Below are 16,928 nucleotides of genomic sequence, written 5' to 3' on the forward strand. Positions count from 1 at the left end.
GATGTAGGAGCGGCCTTGTGCCGCGATGCGCCGCGCGGGCGGCGCTCGATCTCATAGGCGCCAGAGAATCTTCGGCGGACACCTCTGAAACACAACACAACCCCAAGGCAGGCACCTCCCAGCCCTCACACCACCCACCAACCCTATCCCAACCTTGCCAACCCACCCTCCCGTTGCGCACTATATTGCGCACCCTAGCGCGCACAATAATCGGAAACCCCCATGAACACCCCAAACCGCAGCCTGACCGCCACGCTGTTCCCCATCGGTCTGCTGCTGATCGCCATGGCCTCCATCCAGTCCGGGGCATCACTGGCCAAGAGCATGTTCCCCATCGTCGGCGCCCAGGGCACCACTGCCCTGCGCCTTATCTTCGCCAGCGTCATCATGCTTCTGCTACTACGCCCCTGGCGCGCACGCCTGGACGCCAGCACCCTGCGCAGTGTGATCATCTACGGCATGGCCCTGGGCGGCATGAACTTCCTCTTCTATATGTCTTTGCGCAGTGTGCCACTGGGTATCGCCGTCGCCCTCGAGTTCACTGGCCCACTGGCCGTGGCGCTATGGGCCTCGCGACGGGCGCTGGACTTCCTGTGGATCGCCCTGGCGGTCGCCGGCCTGCTGCTGCTGATTCCTGTCGGCCAGACCGGTGGCGGGCTGGACCCGGTCGGTGCCGCCTATGCCCTGGGGGCAGGCGTGTGCTGGGCGCTGTACATCCTCTATGGACAGAAAGCCGGTGCCGAGAACGGCATCCAGACCGCAGCCCTGGGCGTTGTGATCGCCGCGCTGTTCGTCGCCCCCATCGGTATCGTCCACGCCGGCAGTGCCCTGCTGACACCCGCGCTCCTGCCAGTGGCCCTGGGCGTGGCCATTCTGTCGACAGCCCTCCCCTACAGCCTGGAAATGGTCGCCCTGACCCGCATGCCCGCCCGTACCTTCGGCACGCTGATGAGCATCGAACCGGCCTTTGGCGCGTTGTCCGGCCTACTCTTCCTGGGTGAGAAACTCACCCTTTGGCAATGGCTGGCGATTCTTGCCATCATCACCGCGTCGGTGGGGGCGACACTTTCCATGAAACGGGACACAGCACCGCCCGTTGCCGCCGACTGATTTGAGAAATATTTGCATTTAGCTGACCTGCAACCTTGTACCACCCGGCCTGGCTGATTAAGCTGTCACCCAATCATCATCTTGACGCTATCTACTGGGCGGCACATGGACGCCGGGGATCATCAGGGAAGAGGCAAAGCGCAAACGACAGGTCCGTTAAAGCAGTCGGGCCGATAAGGACAGGAATGAAACGTATTTTGCTCATTCTGGGCATCCTGGCCATCGCGGGATGCGCCGCGACAGCCAACACCGAGGTGAAACGGGGGAAGAAGGGCCTGCACATCAACTGCTCGGGGCTCTCCTCGTCGTGGGACAAGTGTTATAGCAAAGCCGCCAGCGCCTGCAGCAGCAAGGGCTACAAGGTCATCGCCCGCTCCGGCGACACCGACGAAGAGCCTGGCGACTATGTATTCGGTATCAACCCCGCCGGTTACACCAGCCGCAGCATGATCGTGATCTGCAAATAACGAAAAGGGCAGCCAAGGGCTGCCCTTTCGCTTTCAGGCCCGCCTGTTTCAGATCGGCGCAGTACGCTGCTCCAACCATGCCAACGCGTCCCCAGCCAGCAACGGGGCCAGCCGTTCGCGCACCGTCTGGTGATAGCGATTCAACCAGGCAATGTCCTCGCTACCGAGCTTCTCGACGAGCAGGCAGCGCGTATCGATCGGGCACAGGGTCAGCGTTTCGAACTCAAGGAACTCACCGAACTCGCTGCTACCCGCCTGGCGGTTGACCACCAGGTTCTCGATGCGCACGCCCCATTCGCCCGACCGGTAGGTCCCCGGCTCGATCGAACTGATCATGCCCGGCTGCATCGCTGTCTGCGGCGCCGGCGCAGCTTGGTAGGCAATCACTTGCGGGCCTTCGTGCACATTCATGAAGTAGCCGACACCATGACCGGTGCCATGACCGTAATCGACCTGATCCGCCCAGATCGGCGCTCGCGCGATGGCATCCAGCAACGGCGAAAGAATGCCTCGCGGGAATCGCGCGCGCGACAACGCGATCATGCCCTTGAGCACCCGCGAGCAGTCGGCCTTCTGTGCCTGGCTAGGCTCACCGATCGGCACCATACGGGTAATGTCCGTAGTGCCCCCCAGGTACTGTCCCCCGGAGTCGATCAACAATAGGCCATTACCCTCGATCACGGCATGGGACTCGTCCGTAGCTCGGTAATGTGGCATCGCGCCATTAGCGTTGTACGCGGCAATGGTCGAAAAGCTCAACGACACATAACCAGGACGACGGGCCCGGGCCGCGCTCAGTTGCTCGTCGATGGTCAGCTCGGTGATCCGCTCCTGCCCCTGGTTCGCCTCGAACCAGGCGAAGAACTCGCACAGCGCCGCGCCATCCTGCTCCATGGCCTGGCGAATATGGACGAGGTCCCCCTCCCCCTTGCGCGACTTGCTCAGGGTAGTCGGGTTGATGCTCTCGACCAGCCGCACCTGCTCGTGCAGGTTGTCCAGCAGGCCACGGGTGACCCGCGCCGGATCTACCAGCAGACTCGCCGCAGCCGGAATCGCGGCCAGCGCGTCATTGACCCCAACGTAGTCGCGAACCTCGATACCATCGGCCGCCAGTACCTGGCGCAGGTGGCTATCGACCTTGTCACGCCCGACAAACAGGAACGCCTTGTCCTGGCTGACCAGGGCGAAGGAAACGAACACGGGGTTGTAGGAGACATCGCTACCCCGCAGGTTGAACAGCCAGGCGATGTCGTCGAGGGTGGCGATGAAATGCCAGTCGGCGCCCTTCTCCCGCAGTGTGCTGCGCAACTCGGCGAGCTTTTGCGCACGGTTGACCGTGGCATGGGGTGGCAGGTGCTGGTACACCGGATTGCCCGGCAGCGAGGGGCGTCCCCCCCACACCTGGTCCAGCAAGTCGAGATCCGTGCGCAATGTCGCGCCACGCGCCTGCAGACGCTCGCCCAGTTGCCGCGCCGAGGCCAGGGCCATGACCGCGCCGTCCACCGCGACGGTGCCGGACACTTGCGCACCCAGCCACTCCAGCGCCCCGGGCTCCCCGGGGCGCAGTTTCATCAACTCGATGCCGCTGCCGGCCAGTTCCTTGTCCGCCTGTTCCCAGTAACGACTGTCAGCCCACAGCCCGGCAAAGTCCGCCGTCACCACCAGCGTCCCCACCGAACCAAGGAACCCGGACAGCCACTGCCGACCTTGCCAATAGCCCGGCAGGTACTCGGACAGGTGCGGGTCGGCCGAAGGCACCAGCAGGGCATCCACGCCCTCCCGGGTCATGACCTCGCGCACGCGGGCAAGACGCGCCGGGACGGATTCGTGAAGGGGGGACTGACTGTTCATGCGCACTCCTGCGGATAGGTGTCGACGGGTCCAGGGCGTTGATAATGGAACAGCCGGCTGGCGCCCGCAATCTCCACGACCGTAACAAGGCATGCATTGCCCCAACTGCCCTGACGACCGTCGATCCATCCTCCTGAACTAAACCGGCTGCGGGCCTTCACAACCCTTACATACCGTGCGTACGCGAGGCCGAGCATGCCCCACTCACGCGAACCGAAAAGCGCCGTCGTGCTGCTCGACACCCGCGAGCACACACCCGAGCATGAACGCGCAGTCCACCTGAAGATCGCCGATCACCTGGCGCGTCTGCTGGATGTCGAGCGGGTCGAGCCTTCGCCCACGCAATCCGATGCGACCGGCTACTACTATGTACCGACCCAGACCCTGGTCGATCAGGAGCGTCACGCAGCGCTGGGCATTCACGACGAACAGGATCTGTTCGGTGGCATGGTCAGCCATCCGCACATGGCCACCAAAGCCATCTCCCACCCGCTGCCGGCCGACGCCAGCTTTCCGCCCGGCTGGACCGATGCCTTTGCCCAGCATGCCAGCGACGCCCTGCTGCGCGGCTATACCGTGTTCTCCAGGGCCGACGCCCGCCGCGCCGCCGAACTGCTGCTGCGCGATGGGCCGGTAAGGATCAAGCCGGTACTGGCCTGCGCCGGCCGGGGCCAGGAGGTGATCATCGACAGGCTGGCCCTGGAGCCGCTGCTGGAGGCGATGGATGAACAACAACTGAGCTTGTGGGGATTGGTACTGGAAGAAGACCTCGACGAGGTCGAGACCTTCAGCGTAGGGCAGGTACGCGTGGCCGGGCTAACCTTGAGCTATCACGGCACCCAGCACCTCACCCGCGATCATGCGGGCACCGAGGTGTATGGTGGCTCCGACCTGGTGATCGTGCGCGGCGACTACCAGCAACTGCTGCAACTGCCGCTCGAGGACCACCTGCGCCTGGCCATCAACCAGGCCATGACCTACGAAGAGGCCGCCGAACGCTACTTCCCGGGCTTCATCGCCTCACGTCGCAACTACGACATAGCCCGCGGCCAGGACCATCACGGCCATCTGCGCAGCGGCGTGCTTGAACAGTCCTGGCGCCTGGGCGGTGCCAGCCCCGCCGAGGTCCTTGCGCTGCAGGCCTTCGCCGCCGATCCGGCGCTGCAACGGCTACGCGCCTCGACTCACGAGGTATTCGGCGACACGCAACTGCCCGCCGACGCCACCCTGTTCTATCAGGGCCATGACAGTGAACTTGGACAACTCAGCAAATATGCACGGATACGCGACCATGACAATCGAGAGTGAAACCGTGGAACTGCACGTCGAGGGTGACAGCATCGTCGGCACCCTGGTCAGCCCGGGCAGCCGCATGCCGGGGATCCTCTTCGTCCATGGCTGGGGCGGCAGCCAGCAACGCGACCTGGCCCGTGCCCGGCAGATCACCGGGCTCGGCTGCGTGTGCATGACCTTCGACCTGCGCGGACATGAAAAGACCGAGAGCCAGCGCCTGACCGTCACCCGCGAGCAGAACCTGGCCGACCTGCTGGCCGCCTACGACCGGTTGGCCAGCCACCCGTCGGTCGATCCCGGCGCCATCGCCGTGATCGGCAGCAGCTATGGCGGCTACCTGGCGACCCTGCTCACCCGTCACCGGCCAGTCAAATGGCTGGCGTTGAGGGTACCGGCCCTCTATTGGGACGATGAATGGGAGGCGCCCAAGCAGGCCCTCGACCGCCAGCGGCTCAACGCCTACCGCCTGCGTGACCTCGGGCCGGCCGACAACCGCGCCTTGGCCGCCTGCGCCGAATTCGCCGGCGACGTGCTGCTGGTGGAATCCGAACAGGACGACTATGTGCCGCACAGCACGCTGATGAGCTACCGTTCGGCCTTCGTCGGCGCCCACTCGATGACCCACCGCCTGGTCGACGGCGCCGACCACGCGCTGTCCAGCGAGGAAAGCCAGAAAGCCTACAGCGCCATACTCACGGCGTGGATCAGCGAGATGGTCATCGGCGCGCGCCTGGACCGCTACCCGCACTACGCGCCCTGGTATGCCTGAGTGCTACCCAGCTGACAATGCAGGCCGCCATCGGCGCCACGCACCAGGCTGCGCAGCGTCTGGTACGCGGCGAAGTTCACCCCGCGGGCCTGGTGCTCGCCCAGCAGGTCGAGGAACGGCTCCTCGATGAAGCAGCCGGCGGCGGCGACCCAGGCCTGGCGCGATTGCCAGCGCAGGTGCTGGAGCACCCGACGACCGTCGTCGCTGACCTGGATGCTGACGCTCAGCAGACCATCGCAGCGTTGCGCGAGGTGCTCGCTGCGCACCACCAGGGCCTCGGCCAGGGCGTCCTGGCGCAACGGTGGCACGTCGTACTCGATCATCTGGGTGAACCACAGGGAATGGGTGTTGGCCGCCATGACGCATCTCCTCGTTTCGGGCTCTTGCAGCAGATGGTCGTGGAGGGTAAAACCTCCAGCTAACTCAAGGTCAAGGATTTTATTGCCGATGAAGCCCCCTTCCGCCCAGGAGCGCCTGCTCAGCGTCGGCCAGCTGGCCGCGCGCAGCGGCGTGGCCGTGACCGCCCTGCACTTCTACGAGACCAAGGGACTGATCCACAGCACTCGCAACGCCGGCAACCAGCGCCGCTATCCACGGGCCATGCTGCGCCGGGTGGCGGTGATCAAGATGGCCCAGCGCCTGGGCATCGCCCTGGCCGACATCGCCAGCGCCCTGGAGGCCCTGCCCTGCGATCACACCCCTACCGCCGACGACTGGCAGCGCCTCTCGGCGCGCTGGCGCGACGACCTGAGCCGGCGCATCGACGAGCTGGTGATGCTGCGCGATCAGCTCGACGGCTGCATCGGCTGTGGCTGCATGTCGTTGAAGGAATGCCCGCTGCGCAACCATCACGACCGCCTCGCCGATGAAGGCCCGGGGCCGCACCCAACCACCAGCGAAACTCAGCCGCTGATGACCGCGAAACGCCGACGGTAATCGCTGGGGGTCATCCCGGTCAGGCGCTGGAACACCTTGCGAAAGGCGCTGGGGTCCTGATAGCCGACGCCCCAGGCGATCTGGTCGACGCTGCGCCGGGTGAACTCCAGCAAGCGGCAGGCCCGGCCGACCCGCACCTGCTGCGCGTATTCGGTGGGGCGCAGGCCGGTGGCGGCGCGAAAGCGACGCAGGAAGGTGCGCGGCTCGAGGCCCGCGCAACCGGCCATGTCGGCCAGGCTGGCATCCCGGGCCTCCTCTGCCTGCAACCAGTGCTGCACCTTCAGCACCGCCTCGTCACCATGGTCCAGGCGCGGCTGGAACAGGGCGCCGGGCAACGGCGCCGGCGAGGGCTCGACCGCAAGATAGCGGGCCGTCTCGCGGGCCAGGGTGTGGCCGAGGAAGCGCTCGATCAGGTGCAGGCCGAGGTCGGTCCAGGCCATCAGCCCGGCGGAGGTGACGATGTCGCCGTCGTCGAGCAGCGGCTGGCTGCCCTGTACCCGCACCCTGGGAAAGCGTTCGGTAAGGGCCTGGGCATAGTTCCAGTGGGTGCAGGCCGCCCGACCATCCAGCAGGCCGCTGCCGGCCATCAGGAACACACCGATGCACACCGAGGCCAGCACGGTGCCCTGGCCGTGCACCTGGCAGAGCGCGGCGCGATGGGCCTGCAACACCTCGGCCGAAGGGGTCGCCGCCAGGCTCGGCGGAATCATCAGCGCCCGCAGCGCATGGCCGTTCGCCGGCAGGCTGTCATGCACCACCTGCAACTGACCCGCTCCATCGAGCTGCCAATGGGTCACTCGCAGTACTGGCAGATCATGGGCGCCCAGCTGCGCGGCGACCCGGTTGGCCACCGCGAACAGGTCGGTCAAGCCGTGCACCGCCGCGCTCTGCGCGCCGGGATAGATCAGCACGCCGATTTCCAGGCTGTCAGTTTTTGCCGTCATTGTGTCGCTCGCGCCTATCCTCGATCGGGTCGCCCAAGCCTATAACTATCGGCAGTTCATCACTACTGCCGCAGGAGGCACCATGAGCAAGCGCGCCCTGATCATCATCGATATCCAGAACGACTACTTCCCCGGTGGCAAATGGACCCTGGACGGCGCCGAGGCGGCGGCCGACAACGCCGCCCGGTTGCTGGCCGCAGCCCGCGAGCGGGGCGACCTGGTGGTGCATGTGCGCCATGAGTTCGAAAGTGCCGACGCGCCCTTCTTCGTGCCAGGGTCGGTCGGCGCGCAGATCCATCCCAAGGTCGCGCCGGCGGCCGGCGAGACGGTGGTGCTCAAGCACAAGGTCAACAGCTTCCGCGACACCCAGCTGAAGGCGCTGCTCGACCAGCACGACATCAAGGCACTGACTATCGCCGGCAGCATGAGCCACATGTGCATCGATGCCGCGACCCGCGCCGCCGCCGACTTCGGCTATGAAGTCAGCGTGGCCCACGATGCCTGCGCAACATTGGCGTTGGAGTTCGACGGCAAGCGGGTGGCGGCGGCCGATGTGCACGCCTCAGCAATGGCCGCGCTGGCGTTCGCCTATGCCAGGGTCGCCAGTACCGACGAGCTGCTGGCCGGTTGAGGGCTCAGATCACCACGTTGCGCACGAAACGCACCGGCTCCTGGCCATCGTTGCGGTAGGCGTAGCGACAGTTGCTGGGGAAGACGAAGAACTCGCCCTTGCCCAGTTGCCGCTCTCCTTCTTCTATGATCAGGGTCAGGCGGCCGTCGGTCACATAGATCTGCTCGCTCCAGCCGGCGGCGTCGGCTTCACTGGCATAGCACTCGCCGGGGGCCAGGGTCCACTCCCACAACTCGACCTCGCGGCGCGCCGGGCTGCTACCGAGCAGCACGGCGCGGCTGGCAGGGTGCACACCGGCCCAGGCCAGTTCTTCGATGCGGCTGGGATCGCGCCGGTCCGGCGCCTGGATCAGGGTGCTGAACGCCACCCCCAGCGCTTCGGCGATCAGGTCCAGGGTGGTGAGGCTGACATTCTTCTCACCGGCCTCGATGGCCACCAGCATCCGCCGACTGACCCCGGAACGCTCGGCCAGGACGGCCTGGCTCAGGCCGGCGTCGCCACGCAGGCGACGAACGTTCTGGCTGACATGCTGCAGCACCGATGCGCGGTGCTCGGAATCTTTGTGCACTATATTGCTCACTGGTAGGGGATGCGCAGTATACTGCCCACTTTGCGGCGAATTGTGCGCCGCCCCTTCCGAGTGCGCAAGACCATGAGCCAGGCCCCCACCCGCAAACCCACCGTCAGCTTGCGCCTGAGCAAGGCCGAACTGGTGCTGGTGTTCATCACCATGCTCTGGGGCGGCACCTTCCTGATCGTGCACAACGTCATGACCGTCAGCGGGCCGATGTTCTTCGTCGGACTGCGCTTTGCCGCCGCCGCGCTGTTCGTCGGCCTGGTGTCGGCCCGTTCGCTGTCGGGGCTGACCTTCACCGAGCTCAAGGCCGGCGTGCTCATCGGCGTGTCGATCATGCTTGGCTACGGCTTGCAGACCATGGGCCTGCAGACCATCAGCAGCAGCCAGTCGGCGTTCATCACCGCGCTCTACGTGCCCTTCGTGCCGCTGCTGCAATGGCTGGTGCTGGGCCGCCGCCCGGGCCTGATGCCGAGCCTGGGCATCGGCCTGGCCTTCGTCGGCCTGATGCTGCTGGCCGGTCCCGAGGGCGGCGCGCTGCACTTCAGCGAAGGTGAACTGGTGACCCTGGTCAGCGCCGTGGCGATCGCCGGCGAAATCATCCTGATCAGCCGCTACGCCGGCAAGGTCGATGTGCGCCGGGTCACCGTGGTGCAACTGGCCACCGCCTCGGCGCTGTCGTTCCTGATGATCGTGCCGACCCAGGAGCAGCTGCCCGGTTTTTCCTGGCTGCTGCTGGCAAGCGCGGTAGGCCTGGGGGCCATGAGCGCGGTGATCCAGGTGGCGATGAACTGGGCGCAGCAGTCGGTTTCGCCGACCCGCGCCACCCTGATCTACGCTGGCGAGCCGGTGTGGGCCGGCATCGTCGGGCGCATCGCCGGCGAGCGCCTGCCGGGCGTGGCGCTGATCGGCGGGCTGCTGATCGTGCTGGCAGTGGTGGTGAGCGAGCTGAAGATCCGTCGCCAGGATGAGGCCAGCGCCTTGCAGGATGATGAGGCGCGCGAGCGCGAGGCGGGGTTGTAGGCAAGGCAACCACCCTGTGTAGGAGCGGCCTTGCGCCGCAAAAAGGGCTGCAAAGCAGCCCCGGCGATTGAACACTGAATCCCCGGGGCCGCCATGCGGCCCTTTCGCGGCACAAGGCCGCTCCTACACAGGGAACGCACAACCCCACGGGCACACGATCAGCCGCTATGCTCTGAAAGAAACTGTTATAAAAAAACAGCTTGTCACAGCACATTTGTAGGATCCTGCAAACCCTTGCGTGTTGGTGATCAACCGTCCGGCACGTATGATCCTTGGCAAACTTCTCAGAACAGAACGCTATGTCATTGATTGTGCTATTGCTTCTGCCCTTCCTGGGCAGTTGCCTGGCGGCTGTACTGCCGCACAACGCACGCAACGCCGAGTCCATTCTTGCCGGGCTCGTGGCCCTGGTCGGCACCGTCCAGGTGGCGTTGCTGTACCCCCAGATTGCCGATGGCGGGGTGATCCGCGAAGAGTTCCTCTGGTTACCGAGCCTGGGCCTGAACCTGGTCCTGCGCATGGACGGCTTCGCCTGGCTGTTCAGCCTGCTGGTGCTGGGCATCGGTACCCTGGTGTCGCTGTACGCCCGCTACTACATGTCGCCCCAGGACCCGGTGCCGCGCTTCTTCGCCTTCTTCCTGGCGTTCATGGGTGCCATGCTCGGCCTGGTGATCTCCGGCAACCTGATCCAGCTGGTGTTCTTCTGGGAGCTGACCAGCCTGTTCTCCTTCCTGCTGATCGGCTACTGGCACCACCGCGCCGACGCCCGCCGCGGCGCCTACATGGCGTTGATGGTCACGGGGGCCGGCGGCTTGTGCCTGCTGGTCGGGGCCCTGCTGCTCGGCCATGTGGTCGGCAGCTATGACCTGGACAAGGTCCTGGCTGCCGGCGACACCATCCGCCAGCATGCGCTGTACCCGGTGCTGCTGCCCCTTATCCTGATCGGCGCCCTGAGCAAGAGCGCGCAATTCCCCTTCCAGTTCTGGCTGCCCCATGCCATGGCGGCCCCAACCCCCGTCTCGGCTTACCTGCACTCGGCGACCATGGTCAAGGCCGGGGTGTTCCTGCTGGCCCGCCTGTGGCCGGCGCTGTCGGGCAGCGAGGAATGGTTCTGGATCGTCGGCGGCGCCGGCGCCGCCACCCTGCTGCTCGGCGCCTTCGCCGCGATGTTCCAGAACGACCTCAAGGGCCTGCTGGCCTATTCGACCATCAGCCACCTGGGCCTGATCACCCTGCTGCTGGGCCTGAACAGCCCGCTGGCGGCGGTCGCCGCGGTGTTCCACATCCTCAACCACGCCACCTTCAAGGCCTCGCTGTTCATGGCGGCGGGGATCATCGACCACGAGAGCGGCACCCGTGACATCCGCCGCCTGAGCGGCCTGTTCCGCCTGGTGCCGTTCACCGCGACCCTGGCGATGGTCGCCAGCGCCTCGATGGCCGGCGTGCCGTTGATGAACGGTTTCCTGTCCAAGGAGATGTTCTTCGCCGAGACCGTATTCATCACCTCCACGGCCTGGGTCGAAGCGGCCCTGCCGGTGATCGCCACCCTCGCCGGGACCTTCAGCGTGGCCTACGCGCTGCGCTTCACCGTCGACGTGTTCTTCGGCCCACCGGCCCAGGACCTGCCGCACACGCCCCACGAGCCGCCGCGCTGGATGCGCGCGCCGGTCGAGCTGCTGGTGCTCACCTGCCTGGTGGTGGGCATCTTCCCGGCGCAATCGGTCGGTCCGCTGCTGGCCGCTGCCGCCACACCGGTGGTGGGCGGCGTCCTGCCGGAATACAGCCTGGCCATCTGGCACGGCTGGAACGCGCCACTGATGATGAGCCTGATCGCCATGACCGGCGGCATTGTCCTCTACCTGCTATTGCGCAAGCAGCTGCAGCGCGGCCGTTTCCCCTACCCGCCGCTAATCGAGCGCTTCAACGGCAAGCGCCTGTTCGAGCACGGCCTGGTGCGCCTGATGCTGCTGGCCCGGCATGCCGAGCGCCTGCTGACCACCAAGCGCCTGCAGACGCAACTGTTCATGCTGGTGCTGGCGGCCTTCGTCGCCGGCCTGGTGCCGCTGCTGTACAGCGGCCTGAGCTGGGGCGACCGGCCGAAGATCCCGGGCTCCGGGGTGTTCGTCGCCCTCTGGCTGATCGCCATCGCCTGCGCCATCGGCGCCGCCTACCAGGCCAAGTACCATCGACTGGCGGCCTTGATCATGGTCGGTGTCTGCGGCCTGATGACCTGCATCACCTTCGTCTGGTTCTCCGCGCCGGACCTGGCGCTGACCCAGCTGGCGGTCGAGGTGGTCACCACCGTGCTGATCCTGCTCGGCCTGCGCTGGCTGCCACGGCGTATCGAAGGCGTGTCGCCGCTGCCCGGCAGCCAGGACCGCGCACGCCTGCGACGCCTGCGCGACCTGGTGCTGGCGGTGCTGGTCGGCGGCGGCATGGCGCTGCTGTCCTACGCCATGCTGACCCGCCCGACACCCAACGACATCTCGTCGTTCTACCTCAGCCGCGCCCTGCCCCAGGGCGGCGGCAGCAATGTGGTCAACGTGATGCTGGTGGACTTCCGCGGCTTCGACACCCTCGGCGAGGTCACCGTGCTGGTGGCCGTGGCGCTGACCGTGTTCGCCCTGCTGCGCCGCTTCCGCCCGCCGAAGGAGAGCATGCAGTTGCCGGCCCAGCAGCGTCAGCTGGCGCCGGACGTGGTCACCGACCTGGTCAACCCGCGCCAGGCCACCGACACCGCGCTCGGCTTCATGATGGTGCCGGCCGCCCTGGTGCGCCTGCTGCTGCCAATCGCCCTGCTGGTGTCGATGTACCTGTTCATGCGCGGCCACAACCAGCCGGGCGGCGGTTTCGTCGCCGGCCTGGTGATGTCGGTGGCGTTCATCCTGCAGTACATGGTCGCCGGCACCCAGTGGGTGGAGGCGCAGATGAGCCTGCGTCCGCTGCGCTGGATGGGCACCGGCCTGCTCTGCGCCACCCTCACCGGTGCCGGGGCGATGCTGCTGGGCTACCCGTTCCTGACCACTCACACCGCCCACCTGCACCTGCCACTGCTGGGTGACGTGCACGTGGCCAGCGCGCTGTTCTTCGACATCGGCGTGTACACCGTGGTGGTCGGCTCGACCCTGCTGATCCTCACCGCCCTGGCCCACCAGTCGGTGCGTGCCTACCGCCCCGCCAAGTCCAGCCAAGCAGGAGCCGCCTGATGGAAGAAGTCATTGCAGTCGCCATCGGTGTCCTGGCCGCCTCCGGGGTCTGGCTGGTCCTGCGCCCGCGGACCTACCAGGTGATCATGGGCCTGTGCCTGCTGTCCTACGGGGTCAACCTGTTCATCTTCAGCATGGGCAGCCTGTTCATCGGCAAGGAGCCGATCATCAAGGACGGCGTGCCCCACGACCTGCTGCACTACACCGACCCGCTGCCCCAGGCGCTGGTGCTCACCGCGATCGTCATCAGCTTCGCCATGACCGCGCTGTTCCTGGTGGTGCTGCTGGCCTCCCGCGGCCTGACCGGGACCGACCACGTCGATGGCCGGGAGCGTGAGGAATGAGCGGGATGAACCAACTGATCATCGCGCCGATCCTGCTGCCGTTGATTACCGCATCGTTGATGCTGTTGATCGGCGAGAAGCACCGCTGGCTGAAGGCGCGCCTGAACCTGCTGTCCACCGCCCTCGGCCTGGGCATCGCCGTCACCTTGCTGATGTGGGTGCGCACCCAGGGCCAGGCCGAGTCCATCGGCGTCTACCTGCCGGGCAACTGGCCGGCGCCGTTTGGTATCGCTCTGGTGGTCGATCACCTGTCGGCGCTGCTGCTGACCCTGACCGGCATCGTCGGCCTGAGCGCCCTGCTGTTCGCCCGGGCACGCTGGGACGGCGCCGGGGCCAGCTTCCACGCACTGTTCCAGATCCAGCTGATGGGCTTGTACGGCGCCTTCCTCACCGCCGACCTGTTCAACCTGTTCGTGTTCTTCGAGGTGCTGCTGGCGGCCTCCTACGGCCTGCTGCTGCATGGCTCGGGGCGGGCGCGGGTCAAGGCCGGGCTGCACTACATCGCCATCAACCTGTTCGCTTCGTCGCTGTTCCTGGTTGGTGCGGCCATGCTCTATGGCGTGACCGGCACCCTGAACATGGCCGACCTGGCGCTGAAGGTGGCGCTGGTGCCGGAAGCCGACCGCGGCCTGCTGCATGCCGGCGCGGCGATCCTGGCCATCGCCTTCCTGGCCAAGGCCGGGATGTGGCCGTTGAACTTCTGGCTGGTGCCGGCCTATTCATCGGCCAGCGCGCCGGTGGCCGCGCTGTTCGCAATCATGACCAAGGTCGGGCTGTACGCCATCCTGCGCATGTGGACGCTGCTGTTCTCCGGCCAGGCCGGCGCCTCAGCGTTCTTCGGCGGCGACTGGCTGGTGTACGGCGGCCTGGCGACCCTGGCCGTGGCGGCCATGTCGATCCTCGCCGCCCAGCGCCTGGAGCGCCTGGCGGCCCTGAGCATCCTGATGTCCGCCGGTACACTGCTGGCCGCCGTCGGCTTCGGCCAGTCGATCCTGACCGGCGCCGCGCTGTTCTACCTGGCAAGCTCCACGCTGGCCCTGTGCGCGCTGTTCCTGCTGGCCGAGTTGGTGGAGCGTTCGCGCTCGGCCAACGAGGCGCCACTGGACGAGGAAGAGGATGCGATGCCTTCGCCGCTGGAGTCGCTGCATCCGCCCAAGGGCATCAACCTGGACGACGAGCAGCAGGTGGTGATCGGCCAGATCATTCCCTGGACCATGGCCTTCCTGGGCCTGAGCTTCATCGCCTGCGCCCTGCTGATCATCGGCATGCCGCCGCTGTCGGGCTTCATCGGCAAGCTCAACCTGATCAGTGCGCTGTTCAACCCGCAGGGGCTGGGGGTTGCCCCGGAGCAACCGCTGGGCGCCGCTGGCTGGACCTTGGTCACCCTGCTGGTGCTGTCCGGCATGGCCTCGCTGATCGCCTTCGGCCGTGTCGGCATCCAGCGCTTCTGGAAGCCCGAGGAGCGCCCCTCCCCGGTGTTGCGTCGCTATGAATGCGTGCCCATCGTCATCCTCCTGGGCCTGTGCATCTTCCTCAGCCTCAAGGCCGAGCCGCTGCTGCGCTACACCCAGGACACCGCCGCCAGCCTGCGCACGCCGGAAGCCTACATCAATGCCGTGATGTCGACGCGGCCAGTACCTGGCCCGACCACCGCCGGCCTGGAGGTGCAGCCATGAACCGACTGTTCCCCGCGCCATTGCTGTCCGTTGCGCTGTTCGTGCTGTGGCTGCTGCTCAATCTGTCGGTCAGCCCCGGCAACCTGCTGCTGGGCGCCCTGCTGGGTATCCTCGCGCCGATCCTGATGGCGCCGCTGCGCCCGCAGCATGCCCACGTGCGCCGGCCCTGGGTGATCGCCAAGCTGATTGGCCGGGTCGGCCTCGACGTGATCCATTCCAACCTGCAGGTCGCCCGTGGTGTCCTGCGCGCCGGCAGCACGCCACCGCGCTCGGCGTTCGTGCATATCCCGCTGGACCTGCGCGACGCCCACGGCCTGGCGGCCCTGTCGATGATCACCACCGTGGTGCCGGGCACCATCTGGTCGGAGCTGGCCCTGGACCGCAGCGTACTGCTGCTGCACGTGTTCGACCTGGACGACGAACCAGCATTCATCGAGCACTTCAAACACACCTATGAACGCCCGCTGATGGAGATCTTCGAATGAGCGGCCTGCTTGCCAATGCCGTCCTCGCCAGCCTGTTCATCTTCGCCCTGGCCATGGGCCTGACGCTGATCCGCCTGTTCCGCGGCCCGTCCGCCCAGGACCGGGTACTGGCCCTGGACTACCTGTACATCCTCGGCATGCTGATGATGCTGGTGCTGGGCATCCGCTACGCCAGCGATACCTACTTCGAAGGCGCCCTGCTGATCGCCCTGTTCGGCTTCGTCGGCTCTTTCGCCCTGGCCAAGTTCCTCCTGCGTGGCGAGGTGATCGAATGAACGAATCCGTGGTATTGCCGTTCTGGCTTGAGCTGATCACGGCAGCCCTGCTGCTCATCGGCAGCCTGTTCGCGCTGATCGGCGCCATCGGCCTGGTGCGCCTGAAGGAGTACTTCCAGCGCATGCACCCGCCCGCGCTGGCCTCGACCATCGGCGCCTGGTGCGTGGCGCTGGCCTCGATCCTGTACTTCTCGGTGCTCAAGCAAAGCCCGGTGCTGCACGCCTGGCTGATCCCGATCCTGCTGTCGATCACCGTGCCGGTGACCACCCTGCTGCTGGCCAGGGCCGCGCTGTTTCGCAAGCGCACCTCGGGCGAGGACGTACCGGAGGAAGTCAGCAGCGGGCGTGATCGCGGGAACTGAAGTGGCCTCAAGCCACGCACGCCCGTTGTAGGAGCGGCCTTGCGCCGCGAATGGGCCGGAAAGCGGCCCCAGGGTTTCAGCGTTGACGCATAAATTGCCGGGGCTGCTTTGCAGCCCTTTCGCGGCGCAAGGCCGCTCCTACAGGGGAATGCGCAACCCCAACCGTCAGGCCTGGCTCAAGCGCTGCAGCTCGCGTCGCACCATGGCGACGAAGGGCGGTGGGCTCATCTGGTAGAGCTCGCCGGCCACCCAGCCCAGCCACGCCCCCTGCAGTTCATCCCGGCGCGCCAGCAGGCGCTCGGCCTGCTCGAGGGCCCGGGCCTGATGCTCACGGTGGAAGTCGGCCCGCGAGGCGGGTGTGTCCTCGTCGCTCACTCGCTGGCCTTGAAGGTGGTCAGCTCGCCCTTGCGCCACTTGGCGACCTTGCCGGTCACCGCCTTGAGCAGCTTGCCCAGGCCTTCCTGGACCTGCTGCTGGGCCGCGAACACCAGCATCACGCCCTGCCCTTCACGGAACACGATGGCCTCGCCTTCCGGCACCGAAACGAAGGCGTAGTCGCCCTGCCCGTACACATTGAACTTGATCTCGCGAAAACGCAGTTCGAGCTTGCCGCCTTCGCGGCTGGGCAGCACCGCGGCGCGGAAGTGGTCACCCACTTTCAGCTCAAGGCGCTGTTTGTCATCGACCACCATGGCGTCATCGGTATCGATCTCGGCCATGTACAGGCCGTCGGGGTTCTGCTCGGTGACATACACGAAGCGCCCCTGGAACAACTTGACCAGCTTGGCGCGCAAATCGCCCAGGGCAAACAACGCATGGGTATCCAGAGTACTGACTGCCAATGAAAAGCTCCTCACATCAATTACAGCAAGCCGCACCGCACACGCCGCTGGGCGTTGGGGTGGCAGCCACACAAAGTCGAAGTCCAAAGGACCATGGATTCAATAAGCGAAGATCCACGCACACGAACGATACGCCAAGC

General features: G+C 66.3%; 19 protein-coding genes. 13 read left to right on the forward strand and 6 right to left on the reverse strand.

The window, feature by feature from the left end; all coding sequences use genetic code 11:
- Positions 1–222: 222 nt before the first annotated feature.
- Positions 223–1,110: a threonine/homoserine exporter RhtA gene (gene rhtA, locus LU671_RS17000; protein ID WP_203651943.1), complete on the forward strand. Its 888-nt coding sequence runs from the start codon at positions 223–225 to the stop codon at positions 1,108–1,110.
- A 185-nt stretch (positions 1,111–1,295) separates the two neighbouring features.
- Positions 1,296–1,577: a hypothetical protein gene (locus LU671_RS17005; protein ID WP_186714886.1), complete on the forward strand. Its 282-nt coding sequence runs from the start codon at positions 1,296–1,298 to the stop codon at positions 1,575–1,577.
- Between the two features lie 48 nt (positions 1,578–1,625).
- Here LU671_RS17005 and LU671_RS17010 read toward each other — a convergent pair whose 3' ends face one another.
- Complete coding sequence (locus tag LU671_RS17010; protein ID WP_232856323.1) at positions 1,626–3,428, reverse strand: aminopeptidase P family protein; 1,803 nt, start codon at positions 3,426–3,428, stop codon at positions 1,626–1,628.
- 195 nt (positions 3,429–3,623) lie between these two features.
- Here LU671_RS17010 and LU671_RS17015 point away from each other — a divergent pair, with 195 nt between their 5' ends.
- Both LU671_RS17015 and LU671_RS17020 read left to right on the forward strand, forming a co-directional pair.
- Positions 3,624–4,736 carry a DUF3182 family protein gene (locus LU671_RS17015; RefSeq protein WP_232856324.1) on the forward strand — a complete coding sequence of 371 codons (1,113 nt, stop codon included), beginning with the start codon at positions 3,624–3,626 and terminating at the stop codon, positions 4,734–4,736.
- Positions 4,720–5,490 (forward strand): alpha/beta hydrolase family protein, encoded by a 771-nt coding sequence (locus LU671_RS17020; RefSeq protein ID WP_203651938.1) that lies wholly within the window; start codon positions 4,720–4,722, stop codon positions 5,488–5,490. The genes LU671_RS17015 and LU671_RS17020 overlap by 17 nt, the downstream gene beginning before the upstream one ends.
- Here LU671_RS17020 and LU671_RS17025 read toward each other — a convergent pair.
- A complete protein-coding gene (locus LU671_RS17025; protein WP_203651937.1) occupies positions 5,469–5,849 on the reverse strand; it encodes an antibiotic biosynthesis monooxygenase in 381 nt (126 codons plus the stop codon). The two genes, LU671_RS17020 and LU671_RS17025, sit on opposite strands and share 22 nt — an antisense overlap.
- A gap of 88 nt (positions 5,850–5,937) precedes the next feature.
- Here LU671_RS17025 and soxR point away from each other — a divergent pair, with 88 nt between their 5' ends.
- Positions 5,938–6,426, forward strand: coding sequence for a redox-sensitive transcriptional activator SoxR (soxR, locus tag LU671_RS17030; protein ID WP_232856325.1), 489 nt, complete (start codon positions 5,938–5,940; stop codon positions 6,424–6,426).
- Here the strand turns inward: soxR and LU671_RS17035 are convergent.
- Positions 6,393–7,370, reverse strand: coding sequence for a GlxA family transcriptional regulator (locus LU671_RS17035; protein ID WP_232856326.1), 978 nt, complete (start codon positions 7,368–7,370; stop codon positions 6,393–6,395). The two genes, soxR and LU671_RS17035, sit on opposite strands and share 34 nt — an antisense overlap.
- Before the next feature lie 82 nt (positions 7,371–7,452).
- On the opposite strand from LU671_RS17035, the gene LU671_RS17040 reads away from it, so the two are divergent.
- Positions 7,453–8,001 (forward strand): cysteine hydrolase family protein, encoded by a 549-nt coding sequence (locus tag LU671_RS17040; protein ID WP_232856327.1) that lies wholly within the window; start codon positions 7,453–7,455, stop codon positions 7,999–8,001.
- A gap of 4 nt (positions 8,002–8,005) precedes the next feature.
- Here the strand turns inward: LU671_RS17040 and LU671_RS17045 are convergent, their stop codons facing one another.
- The gene (locus LU671_RS17045) at positions 8,006–8,569 is read right to left on the reverse strand and encodes a helix-turn-helix domain-containing protein (protein ID WP_203651933.1); all 564 of its coding nucleotides are present in this window, start codon (positions 8,567–8,569) and stop codon (positions 8,006–8,008) included.
- Positions 8,570–8,653: 84 nt separating this feature from the next.
- On the opposite strand from LU671_RS17045, the gene LU671_RS17050 reads away from it, so the two are divergent.
- From LU671_RS17050 to LU671_RS17080, 7 genes are all read left to right on the forward strand, one after another.
- Positions 8,654–9,598 carry a DMT family transporter gene (locus LU671_RS17050; protein WP_203651932.1) on the forward strand — a complete coding sequence of 315 codons (945 nt, stop codon included), beginning with the start codon at positions 8,654–8,656 and terminating at the stop codon, positions 9,596–9,598.
- Positions 9,599–9,897: 299 nt separating this feature from the next.
- Positions 9,898–12,804 carry a monovalent cation/H+ antiporter subunit A gene (locus LU671_RS17055; RefSeq protein ID WP_203651931.1) on the forward strand — a complete coding sequence of 969 codons (2,907 nt, stop codon included), beginning with the start codon at positions 9,898–9,900 and terminating at the stop codon, positions 12,802–12,804.
- Complete coding sequence (locus LU671_RS17060; protein ID WP_028690551.1) at positions 12,804–13,148, forward strand: Na+/H+ antiporter subunit C; 345 nt, start codon at positions 12,804–12,806, stop codon at positions 13,146–13,148. The genes LU671_RS17055 and LU671_RS17060 overlap by 1 nt, the downstream gene beginning before the upstream one ends.
- Entirely contained in the window at positions 13,145–14,824 is a 1,680-nt protein-coding gene (locus LU671_RS17065; protein ID WP_232856328.1) for a monovalent cation/H+ antiporter subunit D, read from the forward strand. Before LU671_RS17060 ends, LU671_RS17065 begins: the two co-directional genes overlap by 4 nt.
- Positions 14,821–15,309 (forward strand): Na+/H+ antiporter subunit E, encoded by a 489-nt coding sequence (locus LU671_RS17070; protein ID WP_203651929.1) that lies wholly within the window; start codon positions 14,821–14,823, stop codon positions 15,307–15,309. Before LU671_RS17065 ends, LU671_RS17070 begins: the two co-directional genes overlap by 4 nt.
- On the forward strand, positions 15,306–15,584 hold the full coding sequence (locus tag LU671_RS17075) for a K+/H+ antiporter subunit F (protein WP_011534656.1): 279 nt from the start codon (positions 15,306–15,308) through the stop codon (positions 15,582–15,584). Before LU671_RS17070 ends, LU671_RS17075 begins: the two co-directional genes overlap by 4 nt.
- Entirely contained in the window at positions 15,581–15,946 is a 366-nt protein-coding gene (locus LU671_RS17080) for a Na+/H+ antiporter subunit G (RefSeq protein ID WP_203651928.1), read from the forward strand. The genes LU671_RS17075 and LU671_RS17080 overlap by 4 nt, the downstream gene beginning before the upstream one ends.
- Positions 15,947–16,111: 165 nt before the next feature.
- On the opposite strand, the gene LU671_RS17085 is transcribed toward LU671_RS17080, so the two are convergent.
- Both LU671_RS17085 and LU671_RS17090 read right to left on the reverse strand, forming a co-directional pair.
- Positions 16,112–16,321 carry a hypothetical protein gene (locus tag LU671_RS17085; RefSeq protein WP_203651927.1) on the reverse strand — a complete coding sequence of 70 codons (210 nt, stop codon included), beginning with the start codon at positions 16,319–16,321 and terminating at the stop codon, positions 16,112–16,114.
- Positions 16,318–16,788 carry a hypothetical protein gene (locus LU671_RS17090; protein WP_028690546.1) on the reverse strand — a complete coding sequence of 157 codons (471 nt, stop codon included), beginning with the start codon at positions 16,786–16,788 and terminating at the stop codon, positions 16,318–16,320. The genes LU671_RS17085 and LU671_RS17090 overlap by 4 nt, the downstream gene beginning before the upstream one ends.
- Positions 16,789–16,928: the final 140 nt, after the last annotated feature.

Origin of the sequence: Pseudomonas sp. NMI760_13, from assembly GCF_021283245.1 — a bacterium.
GTDB lineage: Bacteria > Pseudomonadota > Gammaproteobacteria > Pseudomonadales > Pseudomonadaceae > Aquipseudomonas > Aquipseudomonas peradeniyensis.